Annotated in this window: 12 protein-coding genes; 4 read left to right on the top strand and 8 right to left on the bottom strand. The window is 72.1% G+C overall.

What is annotated here, in order from left to right:
- Both Sri02f_RS40350 and Sri02f_RS40355 read left to right on the top strand, forming a co-directional pair.
- A partial coding sequence (locus tag Sri02f_RS40350; protein WP_159106883.1) for a type I polyketide synthase occupies nucleotides 1-3,605 on the top strand: 3,605 nt, incomplete at its 5' end.
- Nucleotides 3,595-4,629: a ketoacyl-ACP synthase III family protein gene (locus Sri02f_RS40355; RefSeq protein WP_167467715.1), complete on the top strand. Its 1,035-nt coding sequence runs from the start codon at nucleotides 3,595-3,597 to the stop codon at nucleotides 4,627-4,629. The genes Sri02f_RS40350 and Sri02f_RS40355, both read left to right, overlap by 11 nt.
- Nucleotides 4,630-4,944: 315 nt before the next feature.
- On the opposite strand, the gene Sri02f_RS40360 is transcribed toward Sri02f_RS40355, so the two are convergent.
- From Sri02f_RS40360 to mqnE, 8 genes are all read right to left on the bottom strand, one after another.
- Complete coding sequence (locus Sri02f_RS40360) at nucleotides 4,945-7,503, bottom strand: AMP-binding protein (protein ID WP_109006258.1); 2,559 nt, start codon at nucleotides 7,501-7,503, stop codon at nucleotides 4,945-4,947.
- Nucleotides 7,504-7,513: 10 nt separating this feature from the next.
- The gene (locus tag Sri02f_RS40365) at nucleotides 7,514-8,365 is read right to left on the bottom strand and encodes an ABC transporter permease (protein WP_109006259.1); all 852 of its coding nucleotides are present in this window, start codon (nucleotides 8,363-8,365) and stop codon (nucleotides 7,514-7,516) included.
- On the bottom strand, nucleotides 8,365-9,354 hold the full coding sequence (locus Sri02f_RS40370; RefSeq protein WP_109006260.1) for an ATP-binding cassette domain-containing protein: 990 nt from the start codon (nucleotides 9,352-9,354) through the stop codon (nucleotides 8,365-8,367). The genes Sri02f_RS40365 and Sri02f_RS40370 overlap by 1 nt, the downstream gene beginning before the upstream one ends.
- A 102-nt stretch (nucleotides 9,355-9,456) precedes the next feature.
- A complete protein-coding gene (gene mqnC, locus Sri02f_RS40375; RefSeq protein ID WP_109006261.1) occupies nucleotides 9,457-10,662 on the bottom strand; it encodes a cyclic dehypoxanthinyl futalosine synthase in 1,206 nt (401 codons plus the stop codon).
- A gap of 35 nt (nucleotides 10,663-10,697) precedes the next feature.
- Nucleotides 10,698-11,597 carry a menaquinone biosynthetic enzyme MqnA/MqnD family protein gene (locus Sri02f_RS40380; protein ID WP_109006262.1) on the bottom strand — a complete coding sequence of 300 codons (900 nt, stop codon included), beginning with the start codon at nucleotides 11,595-11,597 and terminating at the stop codon, nucleotides 10,698-10,700.
- A gap of 48 nt (nucleotides 11,598-11,645) precedes the next feature.
- Complete coding sequence (locus Sri02f_RS40385; protein ID WP_109006263.1) at nucleotides 11,646-12,407, bottom strand: thioesterase II family protein; 762 nt, start codon at nucleotides 12,405-12,407, stop codon at nucleotides 11,646-11,648.
- 151 nt (nucleotides 12,408-12,558) lie between these two features.
- A complete protein-coding gene (locus Sri02f_RS40390; RefSeq protein ID WP_057583930.1) occupies nucleotides 12,559-12,858 on the bottom strand; it encodes a ferredoxin in 300 nt (99 codons plus the stop codon).
- Between the two features lie 145 nt (nucleotides 12,859-13,003).
- Nucleotides 13,004-14,167 carry an aminofutalosine synthase MqnE gene (gene mqnE / locus Sri02f_RS40395; RefSeq protein WP_109006264.1) on the bottom strand — a complete coding sequence of 388 codons (1,164 nt, stop codon included), beginning with the start codon at nucleotides 14,165-14,167 and terminating at the stop codon, nucleotides 13,004-13,006.
- A gap of 381 nt (nucleotides 14,168-14,548) precedes the next feature.
- Here mqnE and Sri02f_RS40400 point away from each other — a divergent pair, with 381 nt between their 5' ends.
- Together Sri02f_RS40400 and Sri02f_RS40405 are read left to right on the top strand one after the other, a co-directional pair.
- Nucleotides 14,549-15,409: a 1,4-dihydroxy-6-naphtoate synthase gene (locus Sri02f_RS40400; protein WP_109006265.1), complete on the top strand. Its 861-nt coding sequence runs from the start codon at nucleotides 14,549-14,551 to the stop codon at nucleotides 15,407-15,409.
- A gap of 284 nt (nucleotides 15,410-15,693) precedes the next feature.
- A partial coding sequence (locus tag Sri02f_RS40405; RefSeq protein ID WP_159106884.1) for a type I polyketide synthase occupies nucleotides 15,694-18,232 on the top strand: 2,539 nt, incomplete at its 3' end.

The following is an 18,232-nucleotide window of genomic DNA, read 5'->3' on the forward strand; positions in this document are numbered from 1 at the left end:
AGGGCGGTCCCTTCGCCGATCGCCTCGGGCAGTGCCGTCGGGCACTGGAGCCGTTCGTGGAGTGGGACCTGTTCGCGGTGCTGCGCGGGGACGAGGGGCAGCCCGACTTCTCGCGGGTCGACGTGGTGCAGCCCGCGCTGTGGGCGGTCATGGTCTCTCTCGCTGCGCACTGGCAGGCGGCGGGGGTCCGTCCCGCGGCGGTGGTGGGGCACTCGCAGGGTGAGATCGCCGCCGCCACGGTGTCGGGCGCGCTCTCCCTCTCCGACGGCGCACGGGTGGTGGCGCTGCGTTCGCAGCTCATCAACGGCATCGCGGGCGAGGGCGGGATGACGTCGCTGGCGCTGCCGCGTGAGGAGGCCGAGACCGTCGCGGCCCGTTTCGGGCTGGAGATCGCGGCGGTCAACAGCCCGGCCAGCACGGTCGTGTCCGGTCCCGCGGACGCACTGGACCAGCTCGCCCTCTGGTGCGAGGAGCATCAGAGAAGGTTCCGGCGGGTGCCGGTCGACTACGCCTCCCACTCCTCCCATGTCGAGGCGATACGCGAGCCGTTGCTGGAAGCGCTGGCGCCGGTGTCACCGCGCAGCGGTGATCTGGCCTTCTACTCCTCGCTGACCGGCGGCCCGGTGGACGGCGCCGATCTCGACGGCGAGTACTGGTACCGGAACCTGCGTCACACCGTCGACTACCAGGCCGCCACCGAGGCGCTCGCCCACGCCGGCGTCACCGCCTACATCGAGGTCAGCCCGCATCCGGTCCTCACCCTGCCGACCCAGGAGACGCTCCAGACCCTCGACCATCCCACCGACGAACCCGTGGTCCTGGCCACCCTGCACCGCGACCACGGCGACGCCCACGACTTCACCCACGCCCTCAGCACCGCCTGGACCCACGGCGTCACCCTCCGCCCCACCCCCACGCCCCCCCACCCCGACCTCCCCACCTACCCCTTCCAAGGCACCCACCACTGGCTCAACACACCCACCGGCACCTCTCGCGGTGCGTCCGGGCTGGGCGCGGTCCCCACCCCGCACCCCTTGCTGGGTGCGGCCGTGGAACTGCCCGGCACCGGGACCGTGGTGTTCACCGGCCGGCTCTCGGCGGGCAAGCCCGCCTGGTCGGCGGATGAGCGCACCGAGGGCGCGGAACGGGAACTCGACTGGCTCGCCGCGGAGTTGGCCCTCGCGGCCGGTGAGCAGCTGGGCACGGGCCGACTGCGCGCCCTGACCGCGCAGGCGCCGTTCGTGATGCCGGCGTCCGGCGCCGTCCAGCTCCGCGTCGCAGTCGGCGAGGGTGAGGAGCCCGGCGTACGCACGGTCTCCGTGCACTCCCGGCGCGGCGACGACGTCCTGGGGCTGCCCTGGACCTGCCACGCGACGGGTGAGCTGGCGGCCGCGACGGCCGAGCCGGACTGGGATCTCGAAGCCTGGCCGCCCGCGGACGCCCTCCCGATGCCCGAGCCCGAACTGCGCCTGGAGTACGGGGCCGTGCACTCCGCCGTACAAGGTGTGTGGCGACGGGACACCGAGGTGTTCGCGGAGATCTCCGTACCGGACGCGCTGCGTGAGGAGGCACGGCGGTTCGGACTCCACCCCGTGGCGGCACAGGCCCTGCTCAGCCTGGCGGGCATGAAGGGCGTCACACCCGAGGCCGCCGCGTCCTGGCGGGCACGGGACTGGGGGGAGGTCTCCCTGCACGCGTCCGGCGCGTCCGTCCTGCGCGCCCGCGTCTCCCCAGGGCTGGACGGCTCGGTGTCGCTGACCGCTGCCGATGCCACCGGAACCCCCGTTCTCTCGGTCCCGTCCCTGCGGCTCGAACCCGTGGTGCGTGAGGTGCTCAGGGCTGCGGACGTGGCACAGCAGGACAGCATGTTCGGCATCGAGTGGACCGCCGTGGAGACGCGGGCGGACACCGCCGATGCCGACGCCACATGGGCCATCGTGGGCGAGGACGGTGTGCGCATGCGGTCCTCGCTGATGGCGGCGGGACGCTACACGGAGACGTACCCGGACCTGGCAGCGCTGACAGCCGCCGTGGAGGCGGGCCGGGACGTCCCCGACGTCGTCGTGGTCCCCTTCCTGGACGATCACGGCGATCTGCCGGGACCGGAGCTGGTGGACGCCGTTCACGCCACGACCGTCCGTGCCCTGGAGACGGCCCGCGCCTGGGTGAGCACCCCGGCCTTCGACCGCTCCCGGCTGGTGTTCCTCACCCGTGGCGCCGTGCCCGCGGTGGCCGGGCCCGACGACGCGTCACCGCTCGGCCTCGCGGGGGCCGGCGTCTGGGGTCTGATCCGCAGCGCGCAGACGGAGTACCCGGACCGCTTCGTGCTCGTGGACACCGACCTCGCCAAGCCCACCTGGCGCGCCCTGGACCGCGTGGCGTCCTCCACGGAGCCGCAGTGGGCGCTGCGCGGGCGGACGGCGCGGGTCCCGCGGGTGGCCCGCCTCGTACCGGCCGGCGCTCTCCCCAGGCTGGACGCCGGCCTGGACGGCACGGTGCTGATCACCGGCGGGACGGGCACACTGGGCTCGGCGACAGCCCGTCACCTGGTGACCGAACACGGGGTGAAGGACCTCCTGCTGACGAGCCGTCAGGGTCCGGACGCGCCGGAGGCGGCGGCCCTGGAGGCAGAACTGACCGCGCTCGGGGCCCGTGTCCAGGTGGCTGCCTGCGATGTGACGGACCGAGAGGCCCTGGCCGGCCTGCTCACGGGCCGGCGGATCGGCGCCGTGGTGCACACGGCGGGCGCGGTGGACGACGGGATCCTCCCGTCTCTGACGGCGGAGCGGCTGAGCAACGTGCTGCGCCCCAAGGTCGACGCGGTCGTGAACCTCTACGAACTGGTCCGGGGGTCAGGGGTACAGCAGTTCGTGCTGTTCTCCTCGGTCGCCGGCGTCCTGGGCGGTCCAGGGCAGGCCAACTACGCGGCGGCGAACACGTTCCTGGACGCGTTCGCCCACCACATGCGGTCCCGGGGCGTCGCCGCCACCTCGATCGCCTGGGGTCTGTGGGCCGGGCGGAGCAATCTGTCGGGCGGGTCCGGGACGGAGCGCCACCCGGTGGCGCTGCGCGGAACGCATCCGCTCAGCAAGGAGCAGGGTCTCGGGCTCTTCGACGCGGCATGGGCGACCGGGCGCAGTCTCGTGATCGCGTCCCGGCTGGACTTCGCCCGGCTGACCGGCGACGCCGGGACGGGCGAAGTGGCCTCCGTCCTGCGGGCACTCGTGCCCGCCGGGACCCGCCGCACGGCCCGGGACACCCCGGCGGAGAACACGGACCTCCGGCACCGGCTGGCGGCGATGAGCAAGGCGGAGCGGGAGACGCTGGTGACCGGCCTCGTACGGGACCGGGCGGGCGCCGTCCTCGGCCACACCGCACCCGGCAGCGTGGCCGCGGACGCCCCGCTGAAGAGTCTCGGATTCGACTCGCTCACCGCCCTGCAACTGCGCACGGCACTCGTCGAGGCGACCGGGCTCCGGCTGCCGGCGAGTGTGGCGTTCGAGTTCGACACCCCGGTGGACCTCGCCGAGCACCTGATCGAGCGGCTCCTTGCCCCGGCATCTTCCCATTTCGGCGGAAACGAAAGGCCCTCAGATGAGAATTGACAACGTGTTCCTCGACTCGCTCGGTGTCGTGCTGCACGAGTTCGAGCCGGTCGAGCGGGCTGTGGCCCAGGGGCTGATCAGCCAGGAGACCGTGGACGCGAACGGGCTGACCGGGACCCATCTGGCGCACGACATTCCGGCCGTGGAGCTCGCGATCTCCGCCGCGCGCGTCGCCATGGACCGGTCGAAGCTGCAACGGGACGACATCACGGACCATGTGCACAGCGGCGTGTACTACCAGGGCCCTCAGGGTTCCTATCCGCCGGGCTACATCCTGCGCGAGCTGGAGGTGGAACCGGTCTCGTCGCTGTACCTGCGCCAGGGCTGCAACGGCATGCTGGGCGCCCTGGAGGTGGCGGTCGGCCAGATGACGGGTGCCGCTCAGGCGGAGACCGTACTGCTCACGTCGGGTGAGAACTTCTCCGCCACCGGCCTGAACCGTTACACGGGGCTCGGCCAGGCGTACTTCCTCGCCGACGGCGGCGCCGCGGCCCTGCTCAGCGTGGACGAGGGTTTCGCACAGATCAGGTCGCTGAGTTCGGGCATCCTGCCGGAGCTCGAGCGGTGGCATCGCGGTGACGGCTCACTGCTGCCGGACGAGGGCCGGCAGAACGACGGGGACATGGCTGAGCGGGCCACTCGCTTCAGCGAGACCGAGACCCCGCTCTCCGAGACCCTCGAGAAGCTCACCCTCTTCAACCTCGGCGTCATTCGCCGGGCACTCGTCGACGCCGACCTCAACGCCGACGACATCGCCAAGGTCGTACCGATCAACATGGACGGCCGGATGATCGAGTACTCGGTCATGCTGCCTCTGGGCCTGACCATGGACCGCTCCACGTGGAACTTCGGCAGGGGCATCGGGCATGTCGGCGGCGCGGACGTGATCATCACCCTGGAGCATCTGGTCCGTACGCGCGAGGTGGCTCCCGGGGACCACGTACTGCTGATCTCCCAGGGCCCGGGCTGGATGTGCACGGCCTGTGTCGTCACCCTCGTCGATCTTCCCACCTGGGCGGTATGACGTGCCTGTGCCGCCGTGTGCCCGCCCCCGACGCATCGGGGGCGGGCACACGGCGGCACGGTGCGACCGCACGGCAAGCGGGCGAGTGAGCAGTGGGCTGTGGAGACGGCGGACCGACCCCGTAGGTGTCGCGGAGCCGAGGACGACCGATGCTGTCAGGGAGATCCCGGTCGCCGACTCCGGCCGGGACTGCGCCGGCCGGGAGCCGATGAGGTGGCGTACCCGCACAACGGCTTCACCGACCGCGGCACGCACCGCGTCCGCATCAGGGTCGCCCGGACCCCGCGGGGCATCAGGGCCGACCACCGCCCACGGTCACGGGCGCGCCGCCGACCGCGGCAGTTCGTAGGGAACCCAGCAGTGCTCGAGCAGGGCGTCCTGCTGTGCCGCCGAACCGGCTCGTACGGCGTCGCCCCGCAGCGGCGCGCAGGTCACCGAGCGGGCGGTCAGCACCGGGTTCCCGGCGTCGTCGGCCGCTTCCAGGTCCCAGGAGCCGTCTGTCGTCCGCCGCAGCCGCACCCGCAGCGCGGACGCGCCGGGGGCGTACAGGGCCACGTCCCGCCAGCGCACCGCCACCGCCGGCTTCGCGCCGTCCGGCGCCGCCTCTCGGGCCAGGCGTACGGCGCCGGCCAGCGCCGCGTCCAAGAGCACCGGATGGAGCGCGTGACGGTCCTGGCCCGTCACCCAGTCGGGCAGCGCCACCTCGACGAAGACCTCGTCGCCGCGCCGCCACACGGCGCGGGGCGTCCGTGCGGCGTCCGGCCGGCCGGCACCGCGGTTCCCGGTGACCCGGAGGGCGTCCCGCGGAGGCCACACCGACAAGCCCGCGTCGGCTCCCGCGGGGGAGGCCGGCGCCACCGTGGCCGTCGCGTGCCGGGTCCACGGTCGTCGTGACGCATCCCGTGTGTCCCGCCGCCCGTGCACCGTCACCCGCCTGATCCCCTCGGCCTCCGGCGCACCGACCGTCACCCGCAGTTGCACGCCGCCGTCGCGCGGCAGCACCAGCGGCTCGTCCGCCGCCACGTCCAGCGCCCGGGCGCAGCCGACGCGGCCCGCCGCGTGCAGCACCAGGTCCAGCAGGGCCGCTCCGGCGAACACCGCTCTGCCGTCCACGCGTTGCGCCAGCGTCGGGTCGCCGGCGGTCGCGGTGATCCGGCCCGTGCACACCAGTTCGTCGCGCCCGGGCAGTTCGACCACCGCCGAGAGCAGGGGATGGCCGGCGTCGTCCAGCCCCAGCTCGACGGCGCCGGAAGAGGAGAGGGAGTCCTGCGACCACGTCCGGGACCGTCGCCACAGCGGCCGCGTCGGCAGCTCCGCGAGCAGTCTGCGGGCGATCTTCCCCGCCGGATCGCGAGGGACCTCGGTGACCTCGTGGATCTCCTCCGGCAGTTTGAACGCGGACACCTTCCGCCGGCAGGCGGACAGCACCGCCTCCACGTCGAGCCCCCCGGCCGTCGGTACCACGTAGGCGACCGGCACCTCGCCGAGCGTCCCGTGGGTGACGCCCGCGACGGCCGCGTCCGCGACGCCGGGCGCCTGTACGAGGGCCTGTTCCACCTCGCGCGGGTGGATGTTCTCCCCGCCCCGGATGATCAGCTCCTTGAGCCGGCCGGTGATCGTCAGATATCCGTCCGCGTCCTGGCGGGCCAGGTCACCGGTGCGGTACCAGCCCTCGGAGAGCACCCTCGCGGTTTCCTCGGGCTGCCGGTGGTAGCCCGGCATCAGCGCCGGACTGGACACCCACACCTCGCCTTCGGCACCCCGCTCCACCTCGTCGCCGGTGCGCGGGTCTGTGAGCCGCAGCGTCAGTCCCGGCAGCGGCACACCGCACGAACCGGGCACGTACGGGCCCTGCGGCAGGTTCGTGGTCATCGCGCCGCCGGTCTCCGTCGAGCCGTAGCTGTCCAGCAGCGCGATGCCGAACGCGGAGCGGAACGCCTCGTGCAGGGACGGCGGACACGGAGAGCCCGCCACCGTGCACACCCTCAGCGAGGGAACGCCGACCGCGCCGGATCGCGCGAGCTCCACCAGTCGGCGGTACATCACCGGCGCACCCACCAGGAAGGTGGCGTCCTCCTCGAGGGCCCGACGCAGCACCTCCTCGGCGGCCGGACCGTCCGTGACGCAGACCGTGGCGCCGACCGCCACGACCCCGAGCACGCACACGTTGTGCGCCGCCGCATGGAAGAGCGGCAGCGGCCACACGACCCGGTCCTGAGGGGACAGTCCCAGCAGCGGCGCGCTGCAGGCGGCCGTCGTCCACAGCGACGTCCGCTGCGTGGACACGACCCCGACGGGCCGGCCGGTCGGCCCGGAGACGTAGTGCACCCAGGCCGGCTCGTCCAGGCCCAGGTCGTCGCGGGGCGGATCGCGCAACGACCACGTCGACGCCAGTTCCTCCCAGCGCGGCAGTTCGTCGTCGGCCGCCTCCGCGAACCCCGGCTCGGCGTCCCGACCCACGAGGACCACGACGACGTCCGGCCGGTCCGCCAGCACGCGGCGCAGCTGGGGCAGCTGCGCCGCGCCGGTGATGACCAGCCGCGCCGCGCAGTCGTCCAGCAGGTACGCCAGTTCCGTGTCGGCCGACGTCGGGTCGAGCGGCACTCCTACGGCGCTCGCCCGGGTGACGGCGAGGCAACTCTCCACCGTCTCCACCCGGTTGGGCAGGTAGATCACCGCCGACGCGCCTCGGGCCAGGCCCAGCCCCACCAGATGACCGGCCACCCGGGCGGTACGCCGGTCCAGTTCGGCCCAGGTCACCGCATGACCGGCGTCCTTGACCGCGATCCGGTCGGGCTGCCGGGCCGCGTGCCCGGCGAGCAGTTCGTGGACCGGGCGGATGAGCTCCGCCCGGAACGTGGCGTCCGCGGTCACGACTTCCTCCTCACGAACCGGCCGAACGGTAGCGGCGCACCGCCAGCGTCCGGCCCACCACCGCGATCAGCACCGACCAGGACAACGACACCAGCACGGGATGCTGAGCGGGCCAGGCGCCCGTGGCCGCGAGCCCCGGGTTGCCGAACAGTTGCCGGGTCGCCTGCACCGTCGCGCTCAGCGGGTTCCACTCGGCGGCCCAGCGCAGCACCGTCGGAAGCGTGGAGGGCGCCACGAACGCGTTGGAGAGGAACGTCAGCGGGAACAGCCACAGGAAGTTGCTGGTGGCCGCCGCCTCCGGGGCGCGCACCGACAGGCCGATGACGACACCCACCCACGACAGCGCGTACCCCATGAGGAGCAGCAGGGCGAAGGCGGCGGCGGCCCGCAGCACCCCGTGATGGATGCGCCAGCCGACCAGCAGCGCGCACAGCACCATCACCGTCATCACCATGACGTTCTGCACGAGATCCGCGAGGGTGCGGCCGGTGAGCAGCGCCCCCCGCGCCATCGGCAGGGAGCGGAACCGGTCGACCATGCCGCTCTGCATGTCGTTGGCCATGCTGACGCTGCTGTTGCCGGCGGTGGCGAAGGCGAGGGTCTGCACGAAGAACCCGGGCATCATGTACTCGCGGTAGGCGGCGGGATTCGCGGCGCCGGGCAGGCTGAACGACCCGGCGAAGATGTAGGCGAAGAGCAGCACGAAGACGATCGGCTGCACCAGGCTGAGGACGACCACCTCGGGGATGCGGACCGTCCGGATCACGTTGCGCCGCGTCACGACCAGGACGTCGCGCAGCGACTTGGCGGCCGTTCCGGGCCTCAGCTCGGGTACGGGCGGTGCCGTGGCCGACACGTTCATCACTCCTTCTCGTTCGCCGCGCCGGCACCGACCGCCGTGCGCGATGTGTCCCGCGGCGCGACTTCGGTGAGGGCCAGGAAGACCTCGTCGAGAGTGGGGCGGCGCATTCCGATGTCGGTGATCTCGATGCCCGCGGCGTCCAGGGCGGCGATCACCTGGGTCATCAGCCGCACCCCGCCGTCGACGGGGACCGAGACCATGCCGCGCGGACGGTCGACGTCCGGGGTGCGGATGCCGTACCCGGCCAGCAGGGCGGCCGCGGCATCGAGTTGCTCGCGCCGGGAGACGACCGCCTCGACGCGCTGGCCGCCCGCCTGCGCCTTCAGCTCGCGCGGTGTGCCACGGGCGATGATCCGTCCGTGGTCGACGACCGCGATGTCCCGCGCCAGGCGGTCGGCCTCCTCGAGGTACTGGGTGGTGAGCAGGATGGTGGTGCCCTGCGACACGAGGTCCTCGATGATGTCCCACAGCATCAGCCGGCTGGTCGGGTCCAGGCCGGTCGACGGCTCGTCGAGGAACATCACCGAAGGGCGCACGACGAGCGCGCAGGCCAGGTCGAGGCGTCGCCGCATGCCGCCCGAGTAGGTGCTGGACATCCTGTCGGCGGCCCCGGTCAGGTCGAACCGGTCGAGCAGTTCGTCCGCGCGCCGGCGGGCGGCCCGGGAACGGAGCCCGTACAGCTCACCGATCATCCGCAGGTTCTCCCGGCCGGTGAGCCGGTCGTCGACCGCGGCGAACTGGCCCGAGAGGCCGATGGAGAGCCGGACCCGGTCCGGGTGGCGGACCACGTCGTGGCCCGCCACGACGGCGGTGCCGGCGTCGGGCCGCAGCAGCGTGGCGAGCAGGCGCACCGTCGTGGTCTTGCCCGCTCCGTTGGGGCCGAGCAGTCCCAGTACGCTCCCTTCCGGCACGTCAAGGTCCACTCCGTCCAGGGCCCGGGTCTCACCGAAGGTCTTGACCAGACCCGTGGCGTGAATGGCACCCGCCATGGGGTTCTCCGTCCTCGTGTGCAGGGATGGGGCGAGGGGTGGGTCACGAGGGCGGGTGCCCCGGGCCGGATGCCCGCGCCCCGAACACCCGGCCCTGGCGGCTCAGGTGGCGGCGATGAGCTTCAGCTCGGGGTGCGCCGTGCCGCCCGCGATCGCCGTCGACGAGACGTGGGAGACGACGCGGTCGTCGACCGGGTCGTTCGCCGGGTCGTCGTGCACCACGACGTGCTCGTACGTCGTCACACGCTGGGCCGGGACGCGGCCGGCCGACCGGATGAGCTGGATCAGTTCGAGCAGGTTGGAGCGGTGCTTGGCGCCGGCCGAGGAGACGACGTTCTCCTCCAGCATGATCGAGCCGAGGTCGTCCGCGCCGTAGTGCAGGGAGAGCTGGCCGATCTCCTTGCCGGTGGTCAGCCAGGAGCCCTGGATGTGACGGACGTTGTCGAGGAACAGACGGGCGATCGCGATCATCCGCAGGTACTCGAACTGCGTGGCCTGCGTCTGGCCCTTGAGGTGGTTGTTCTCGGGCTGGTAGGTGTACGGGATGAAGGCGCGGAAGCCGCCCGTGCGGTCCTGCACGTCACGGATCATCCGCAGGTGCTCGATGCGCTCGGCGTTGGTCTCGCCGGTGCCCATCAGCATGGTGGACGTCGACTCGACGCCCAGCCCGTGCGCGATCTCCATGATCTCCAGCCAGCGCTCGCCGGACTCCTTGAGCGGCGCGATGGCCTTGCGCGGCCGGGCGGGCAGCAGCTCGGCGCCCGCGCCGGCGAAGGAGTCGAGGCCGGCGGCGTGGATACGGGTGATGGCCTCCTCGACCGTCACCTTCGAGATCCGTGCCATGTGCTCGACCTCGGACGCGCCCAGCGAGTGGATCACCAGCTGGGGGTACGCCGCCTTGATGGCCGCGAAGTGCTTCTCGTAGTACTCGACGCCGTAGTCGGGGTGGTGGCCGCCCTGGAACATGATCTGGGTGCCGCCGAGCTCGACGGTCTCGGCGCAGCGGCGCAGGATGTCGTCGAGGTCGCGCGTCCAGCCGTTGGCCTTGTCCTTGGGGGCCGCGTAGAAGGCGCAGAACTTGCACGCCGTGACGCACACGTTCGTGTAGTTGATGTTCCGCTCGATGATGTACGTGGCGATGTGCTCGGTTCCCGCGTACAGCCGGCGGCGTACGGCGTCGGCGGCGGCGCCGAGCGCGTGCAGGGGCGCGTCGCGGTAGAGGTCGAGGGCCTCCTCCGGGGTGATCCGCCCGCCTTCGGCGGCACGGTCGAGAACGGACTGGAGGCGGTATTGCGGGGGTCGGGGCATGGTGATGGCCGGGCCTTTCCGGTGGCGTGGGACGTTCAGGGGGCGGTGGGTTCGAGCAGCCGGACGGTGACGTCGGGCGGGAAGCCCTCGTCGCCGCCTCCGACCTGGCGCGCGAATTCGGCGATGCCGGCGAGCTGTTCCTCGCCGAGACTGAAGTCCAGGGCCGTGGTGTAGTAGCGCTCGAGCGTCGCGGCGTCGAACTCCTCCCACCGTGCGGCCTGTTCGCAGACCTTCGCCACCTCCGTCAGGGACAGGTCCCGTGAGGCCAGCAGATCGGCGTGGACCTGGCGCACCAGCGCGGGTTCGCGGGCCAGGAAGTCGCGGCGCGCGGCGAACACGGCGAACACGAAGGGCAGTCCCGTCCAGTCCTTCCACATCCGGCCCAGATCGTGCACCTCCAGGCCCATCCGGGGCGCCTCGTGCAGCGCCGCGCGCAGGGCGGCGTCACCGATGACCACCGCGGCCTTCGCCTCGGACATCATGGTGCGCAGGTCCGGCGGGCACACGAAGTACTCGGGGTTCACCCCGACGCGCTCCGCCAGCAGCAGCTGCGCCAGACGGACCGACGTGCGGCTCGTCGAACCCAGCGCCACCGGCTGCCCGTCCAGCTCCTCGAGCGGCACCTGGCTGATGATCAGGCAGGACATGACGTCGCCGTCGCTGCCGACCGCGATGTCCGGCAGGGCGACCAGGTCGTCCGCATGCCGCAGGAACTCCAGCAGGCTGATCGGGCCCATGTCCAGATCGCCCGCGGCGAGCGCGTCGTTGAGGCCGTCCGGCGTGTCGGTGCGCAGATCCATGTCGAGGAGGGACCCGGTGCGGGCGAGTCCCCAGAACAGCGGCAGGCAGTTGAGGAACTGTATGTGGCCCACGCGGGGCCGGCGCCGGCGCACAGGCGTCGACCGCACTGTGTCGGGCGCGAGTTGCTGGGTCATGGTGCACAACTCCCGGAACGGGTCGAGGGGAAGGACAGAGGAGCGCCGTCAGGATCGGGGGACCGCGGCGCTGAAGTGCTCGTTCAGCACGGCCAGCACCTCGGCCGGCCGTTCCGAAAGGAAGAAGTGCCCGCCGGAGAAGACCCGCACATCCGATCCGGCCCCGGTGTGCTCACCCCACGCGCGGGCTTCGTCCAGCGACGTGCGCGGGTCGGCGTCGCCGGTGAGGACGGTCACGGGGCAGCGCACCGCGGCCCCGGGCTCACAGCGGTACGTCTCGACGGCCCGGTAGTCGCTGCGGATCGCGGGCAGCACCATGCGCAGCAGCTCCTCGTCCTGGAGGACCTGGGCGTCGGTGCCGGCCAGAGCGCGCAGTTCGGCGATCACACCGTCGTCGTCGCGCGTGTGCACGCTCTCGTCCCGCACCCGCGAGGGGGCGCGGCGACCGGAGGCGAACAGCCGGACGGGGCCCGCTCCGCCGCGCTCCAAGCGGCGCGCCACCTCGAAGGCCACCAAGGCGCCCATGCTGTGACCGAAGAACGTCATGGGGCGGTCGTCGTCCCACTCCGCGAGGGCCGCGCTGACGTCGTCGGCGAGTGCGTCGATCGAGGCGGGGCCCGGCTCGTGCCGGCGGTCCTGACGACCCGGGTACTGGATCGCGGCGACATCGACGCCGGGGCTGAGCGCGGCGGCGACCGGCACGTAGAAGCTGGCCGAACCGCCCGCGTGCGGGAAGCAGACCAGCCGCTCGGCCGCCTCGGAGGAGGGCCGGAACCTGCGGACCCACAGGTTGTCGGTGGTGGAACTCATCGGACGTGTGTCCTTCCCGTGCGTCGATGTAGCGGCCCGGCGGTGCGGTGGCCGGGGCGGTCCGGTGGTGCGGCGACCCGGCCACCGGGCGGTGAATCCGGCCACCGGGCGGTGAATCCGGCCGCTCCGGGGCCGGGTGCGAGGACGAGGCTCAGTCGGCGGCCTCGGGGCCGTACACTTCGACCCCGTCGGAGACCCGGCGCACGTGAATGCATTCGCCGGGGCACTCCTTGACCGAGTCGACCACGTCGGTGAGCAGATCCAGGGCGAAGCGCGTCGTCGCTCCCGGAGCCTGGAGCAGTTCGTCCTGCTCGCTCTTGACGTAGGCGAGCCCGTCGATGTCCAGTTCGAACACCTCGGGGACGTACTGGACACAGATCCCGTCGCCGGTGCACAGGTCCTGGTCGATCCAGACTTCCAGGTCCTCGTCATTCGTCGTCCGCGGGGACATAAAACACCTGCCTGGCCATGTCGTCGTGGTGTGAACACGGTGCGTGGACATCTGCTCGGGACCGAGCGGAGTACGCACCGCGCACGGGGGGAAGTCGTGCACGCGGTACACGAAGGGGCCCGGCCGCTGCGGCCGGGCCGGCGGGTCACACCCGCATGGGCTGCGGCGACTCCCGGCGGGCCGGGTCCGGGCCGTCGTACTCGCGGATGATCTCGTAGCGCGTGTTGCGCTCCACCGGCCGGAACCCGGCGTCGCGGATCAGGTCCAGCAGGTCCTCGCGGGTGAGCTTGTTCGGCGTGCCGTAGTTGTCGGCGTCGTGCGTGATCTTGTACTCGACGACCGAGCCGTCCATGTCGTCCGCGCCGTGCTGGAGCGCCAGCTGCGCGGTCTGGACGCCGTGCATCACCCAGAACACCTTCACGTGCGGGACGTTGTCGAAGAGCAGCCGCGAGACGGCGAAGGTCTTGAGGGCCTCCGCGCCGGTCGCCATCTGGGTGCGCGCCTGGAGCCGGTTGCGGACCTTGCCGTCCTTCATGTCCACGAAGTCGTGCTGGTAGCGCAGCGGGATGAAGACCTGGAAGCCGTTCGTCTCGTCCTGCAGCTCGCGCAGCCGCAGCACGTGGTCGACGCGGTGGCGGGGCTCCTCGATGTGGCCGTACAGCATGGTGGACGGGGTCTTGAGCCCCTTCTCGTGCGCCAGGCGGTGGATCCGGGACCAGTCCTCCCAGTGGGTGCGGTGGTCCACGATGTGCTGGCGGACCTCCCAGTCGAAGATCTCCGCGCCGCCGCCGGTGAGCGACTCCAGGCCCGCGTCGATCAGCTCGTCCAGGATCTCGGACGCCGTGAGCCCGCTGATCGTCTCGAAGTGGTGGATCTCCGTCGCCGTGAACGCCTTCAGGCCGACGTTGGGCAGCGCCTTCTTCAGCTCCCGCAGCGAGCGCGGGTAGTAGCGCCACGGCAGGTTGGGGTGCAGGCCGTTGACGATGTGGAGCTCCGACAGGTGCTCGTTCTCCATCGCCTTGGCCAGACGCACGGCCTCCTCGATGCGCATCGTGTACGCGTCCTGCTCACCCGGCTTGCGCTGGAAGGAGCAGTACGCGCACGAAGCGGTGCACACGTTCGTCATGTTGAGGTGACGGTTGACGTTGAAGTGGACCACGTCACCGTTCTTGCGCATGCGCACCTCGTGCGCCAGACCGCCCAGCCACGCCAGGTCGTCCGACTCGTACAGGGCGATGCCGTCCTCGCGGGACAGCCGCTCACCGGAGAAGACCTTCTCCTCCAGCTCGCGCTTGAGCCCAGCGTCCATGGCCGGGAACCTCCTCGTTCAGTGCCAGGCGGCACGCGTGGTGACGGTGCGCGCATGGCATGGGCGTGGTCTGCCGCGTCGACGGTCCCCGGGTGCGACCGCGACGCCCCGCGGAACCGGCCGTTCCGCCCTGCGGCGGTCGGACGGCACAGTACGGATCCGCCCCACACGGCGACCCGTCGATCCGACCGGCCTCGGCGACCCGCGGAACCGGCCAACGATCCGGCGACGGCGGGCCCCCGGCCGGACGGCGGGCATCGACGCCGCGTCGGGTGGGGCCCGCTCATCCTCGCGGAGGGCAGTCTGGGGAAAACCCCACATCCGCAACGGCTTTGCTGAGGGCATCGCTGCCGCACCACGGACAAGAAGGAAGGACCGGCCATGACGGCGCCCCTGACCCTCGCGCACTCACCTTGCCCCAACGACACGTTCGTCTTCCACGCCTGGACCGAAGGGCTGCTCCCCGACGCACCGGGCGCGCGGCTCACCTTCGCCGACATCGACGTCACCAACGGCCTCGCCGAACGCGGCGAACTGGACGTCCTGAAGGTCTCCTACGGCGTGCTGCCGCGCATCCTCGCCGACTACGCGCTGCTGCCCTGCGGCGGCGCCCTGGGCCACGGCTGCGGTCCCCTCGTCCTGGTGGCGGAGCCCGGTGAGCCCGCCGCCCTGGCCGGCGCCCGCATCGCGGTGCCCAGCACCACGTCCACGGCCTACCTGCTGTTCCGGCTCTGGGCGGCCGACGCCATACCGGGCGGTGTCGGCGAGATCGTCGTCCTGCCGTTCCACGAGATCATGCCCGCCGTCCGGGACGGCGCCGTCGACGCCGGACTCGTCATCCACGAAGCTCGTTTCACCTACGGGCGCTACGGTCTGCACTGCGCGGCCGACATGGGCGAGGAGTGGGAGAAGCGCACCGGACTGCCCATCCCCCTGGGCGCGATCGTCGCCCGCCGCTCCCTGGGGGAACCCGTGCTGCGCCGGGTCGCCGACACGATCCGCGCCTCCCTGCGCGCGGCACGGGAGAACCCGGACGTCTCCCGCGCGCACGTCCTCCAGCACGCCCAGGAGATGGAACCGGACGTCGTCGACCAGCACATCGGCCTGTACGTCAACGAGTTCACCGCCGCGCTCGGCCAGGACGGACTGTACGCCGTGCGCACTCTCCTGGACCGCTCGGCCGAGCTCGGCCTCCTGCCGCCCGTCGCCGAGAACGCACTGGACATGACCCTCCGCCTGTGAGCGAAGGGCCGCGACGGTGCAGCCCGGGCGGGGTCCGGCCTGCCCGGCAACGCTAGAAGTTCTCTTAGAGCCGCCCGGACCACAGCCCGAAACGGGCGCAACCCTTCCCATAATCGGCCCGAGGGACAGGCCCGGCACCGGGAGCGCCACGGCCCGTCCCGCGAGGGCATCGGACGGCACGCCGGCCCTCATCAGGCCCCGGCGCCCGAGTGGCGCCGGGGCCGACCCGATGCCCCGTGCCCCACCGCGAGCCAGCGTGCCCGCCGCCGAAGGGAGACCGATCCGTGAGCGAGGACAGGCTGCGTGAGTTCCTGACCCGAGTCTCCAGCGACCTCCAGCGCACCCGCGCCCGGCTGCGCCAGGTCGAGGGCAGGGCAACGGAACCGATCGCCGTGGTCTCCATGAGCTGCCGCTACCCCGGTGGGGTGCGCACACCGGAAGACCTCTGGCACCTCGTCGACACGGGCACCGACGGCATCTCCGCCTTCCCGGACAACCGCGGCTGGGACCTCGGCGCACTCTACGATCCCGATCCCGCCAACCCCGGCACCTGCTACACCCGGGAAGGCGGCTTCCTCCACGACGCCGCCGACTTCGACCCCGCCTTCTTCGGCATGTCCCCGCGTGAGGCCCTCGCCACCGACCCGCAGCAGCGGATCCTGCTCGAGATCGTCTGGGAATCCCTCGAACGGGCCGGCCTGCGCCCGGCCGACCTGCGCGGAAGCGCCACCGGAGTGTTCGCGGGAGTCATGTACAACGACTACGCCACCCGGTTCCCCGAGCCGCCCCCCGGTGTCGAGGGCCACCTCGGCAACGGCAGCGCCGCGAGCATCGCCTCGGGTCGCATCTCCTACACCTTCGGTTTCGAGGGGCCCGCCGTCACGGTGGACACCGCGTGCTCCTCCTCCCTCGTGGCCCTCCATCTCGCGGTGCAGTCACTGCGGCAGGGCGAGTGCGACCTCGCCCTCGCGGGCGGTGTCGCCTTCATGTCGACGCCGGTCACGTTCCTGGAGTTCAGCCGACAGCGCGGCCTCTCGCCGGACGGCCGCTGCAAGTCCTTCGCCGACGCCACCGACGGCACCGGCTGGAGCGAGGGCGCCGGCGTCCTCCTGCTCGAACGCCTCTCCGACGCGCGTCGCAACGGCCACGAGGTGCTCGCCGTCGTCCGCGGCTCCGCCGTCAACCAGGACGGCGCGAGCAGCGGCCTCACCGCTCCCAACGGGCCCTCCCAACAGCGCGTCATCCGACAGGCGTTGACCTCCGCCGGGCTTTCCCCGCTGGACGTGGACGCCGTGGAGGCGCACGGCACCGGAACCACCCTCGGCGACCCCATCGAGGCCCAGGCACTGCTGGCGGCCTACGGACAGGACCGCGCCGAGGACCGTCCGCTCTGGCTCGGCTCCCTGAAGTCCAACATCGGTCACACCCAGGCCGCCGCCGGCGTCGGCGGTGTCATCAAGATGGTCATGGCTCTGCGCCATGCCCGCCTGCCCCGCACCCTGCACGTCGACGCCCCCACGACCAAGGTCGACTGGACCGAGGGCCACGTACGTCTCCTCACCGAACCCGTCGTGTGGCCGTCCGGCGACCGGCCGCGGCGGGCCGGAGTGTCCGCGTTCGGGGTCTCCGGCACCAACGCCCACGTCATCCTGGAGGAGACTCCGCCGAACGAGGCCGACACCGAGACCGAGGCCGCGGAACCGGAAGACGACCGCACGACGCCCGAACCCACGGCGCCGCCGGTCATCCCGTGGGTCCTCTCCGCCCGGACCGCCGACGCCCTGAGAGCGCAGGCCGCCGACCTGCTCGACCACCTCGACACGCACCCCGGGACCGACGACCTGGCCGTCGCCCGCACCCTGACCTTTCGACGCTCCCTCTTCGAACAGCGCGCCGTCGTCCTCGGCACCGATCGCGAGACCCTCACCGCGGGCCTCGGCGTCCTCGCCACCGACGGCGCCTCACCCGACGTCGTCACCGCCACCGCCCGTCGGGGTGGTCGGACGGCGTTCTTGTTCTCGGGTCAGGGTGCGCAGCGGGTGGGGATGGGGCGTGAGTTGTATGCGTCGTTCCCGGTGTTCGCTGAGGCGTTCGACGCGGTGTGTGCGCTGGTGGGTGGTGGGTTGCGGGAGGCCGTGTTCGGTGAGGACGGGGGGTTGCTGGAGCGGACGGAGTGGGCGCAGCCCGCGTTGTTCGCGGTCGAGGTGGCGTTGTTCCGTCTGGTGGAGTCGTTCGGGGTGCGTCCCGATTTCCTGATGGGGCATTCGGTCGGTGAGATCGCTGCTGCGCATGTGGCGGGTGTGTTCTCTTTGGAGGATGCGTGTGCTCTGGTGGTGGCGCGGGGTCGGTTGATGCAGGGGTTGCCGTCGGGCGGTGTGATGGTGGCGGTGGAGGCGGCCGAGGGTGAGGTGCTGCCGTTGGTGGAGGGCCGTGCGGCTGAGGTGTCGGTGGCTGCGGTGAACGGTCCGCGGGCGGTGGTGGTCGCGGGTGTCGAGGCGGCGGTGAGCGAGGTCGTCGGTCAGTTGAAGGCGCTTGGGCGGCGGGTGTCTCGTCTGCGGGTCTCGCACGCGTTCCATTCGCCGTTGATGGAGCCGATGCTGGAGGCCTTCCGCGAGGTCGCGGAGGGGATCTCCTACGGTTCCGCGCAGGTTCCGTTGGTGTCGAACGTGTCGGGGCGGCTCGCGGTGGGGGGCGAGTTGGCGTCGGCGGATTACTGGGTGCGGCATGTGCGGGAGGCGGTGCGTTTCGCCGACGGGATCGGTGTGCTGGCGTCCGAGGGCGTGACCCGGTTCCTGGAGATCGGCCCCGACGCCACCCTCACCG

This window comes from Streptomyces rishiriensis (assembly GCF_003112535.1).
Classification (GTDB): domain Bacteria; phylum Actinomycetota; class Actinomycetes; order Streptomycetales; family Streptomycetaceae; genus Streptomyces; species Streptomyces rishiriensis.

Coding starts and splice junctions, on each gene's coding strand:
- Sri02f_RS40355 (WP_167467715.1), top strand. CDS start 3,595: ATGAGAATTGACAACGTGTTCCTCGACTCGCTCGGTGTCGTGCTGCAC.
- Sri02f_RS40365 (WP_109006259.1), bottom strand. CDS start 8,365: ATGAACGTGTCGGCCACGGCACCGCCCGTACCCGAGCTGAGGCCCGGA.
- Sri02f_RS40370 (WP_109006260.1), bottom strand. CDS start 9,354: ATGGCGGGTGCCATTCACGCCACGGGTCTGGTCAAGACCTTCGGTGAG.
- mqnC (WP_109006261.1), bottom strand. CDS start 10,662: ATGCCCCGACCCCCGCAATACCGCCTCCAGTCCGTTCTCGACCGTGCC.
- Sri02f_RS40380 (WP_109006262.1), bottom strand. CDS start 11,597: ATGACCCAGCAACTCGCGCCCGACACAGTGCGGTCGACGCCTGTGCGC.
- Sri02f_RS40385 (WP_109006263.1), bottom strand. CDS start 12,407: ATGAGTTCCACCACCGACAACCTGTGGGTCCGCAGGTTCCGGCCCTCC.
- Sri02f_RS40390 (WP_057583930.1), bottom strand. CDS start 12,858: ATGTCCCCGCGGACGACGAATGACGAGGACCTGGAAGTCTGGATCGAC.
- mqnE (WP_109006264.1), bottom strand. CDS start 14,167: ATGGACGCTGGGCTCAAGCGCGAGCTGGAGGAGAAGGTCTTCTCCGGT.
- Sri02f_RS40400 (WP_109006265.1), top strand. CDS start 14,549: ATGACGGCGCCCCTGACCCTCGCGCACTCACCTTGCCCCAACGACACG.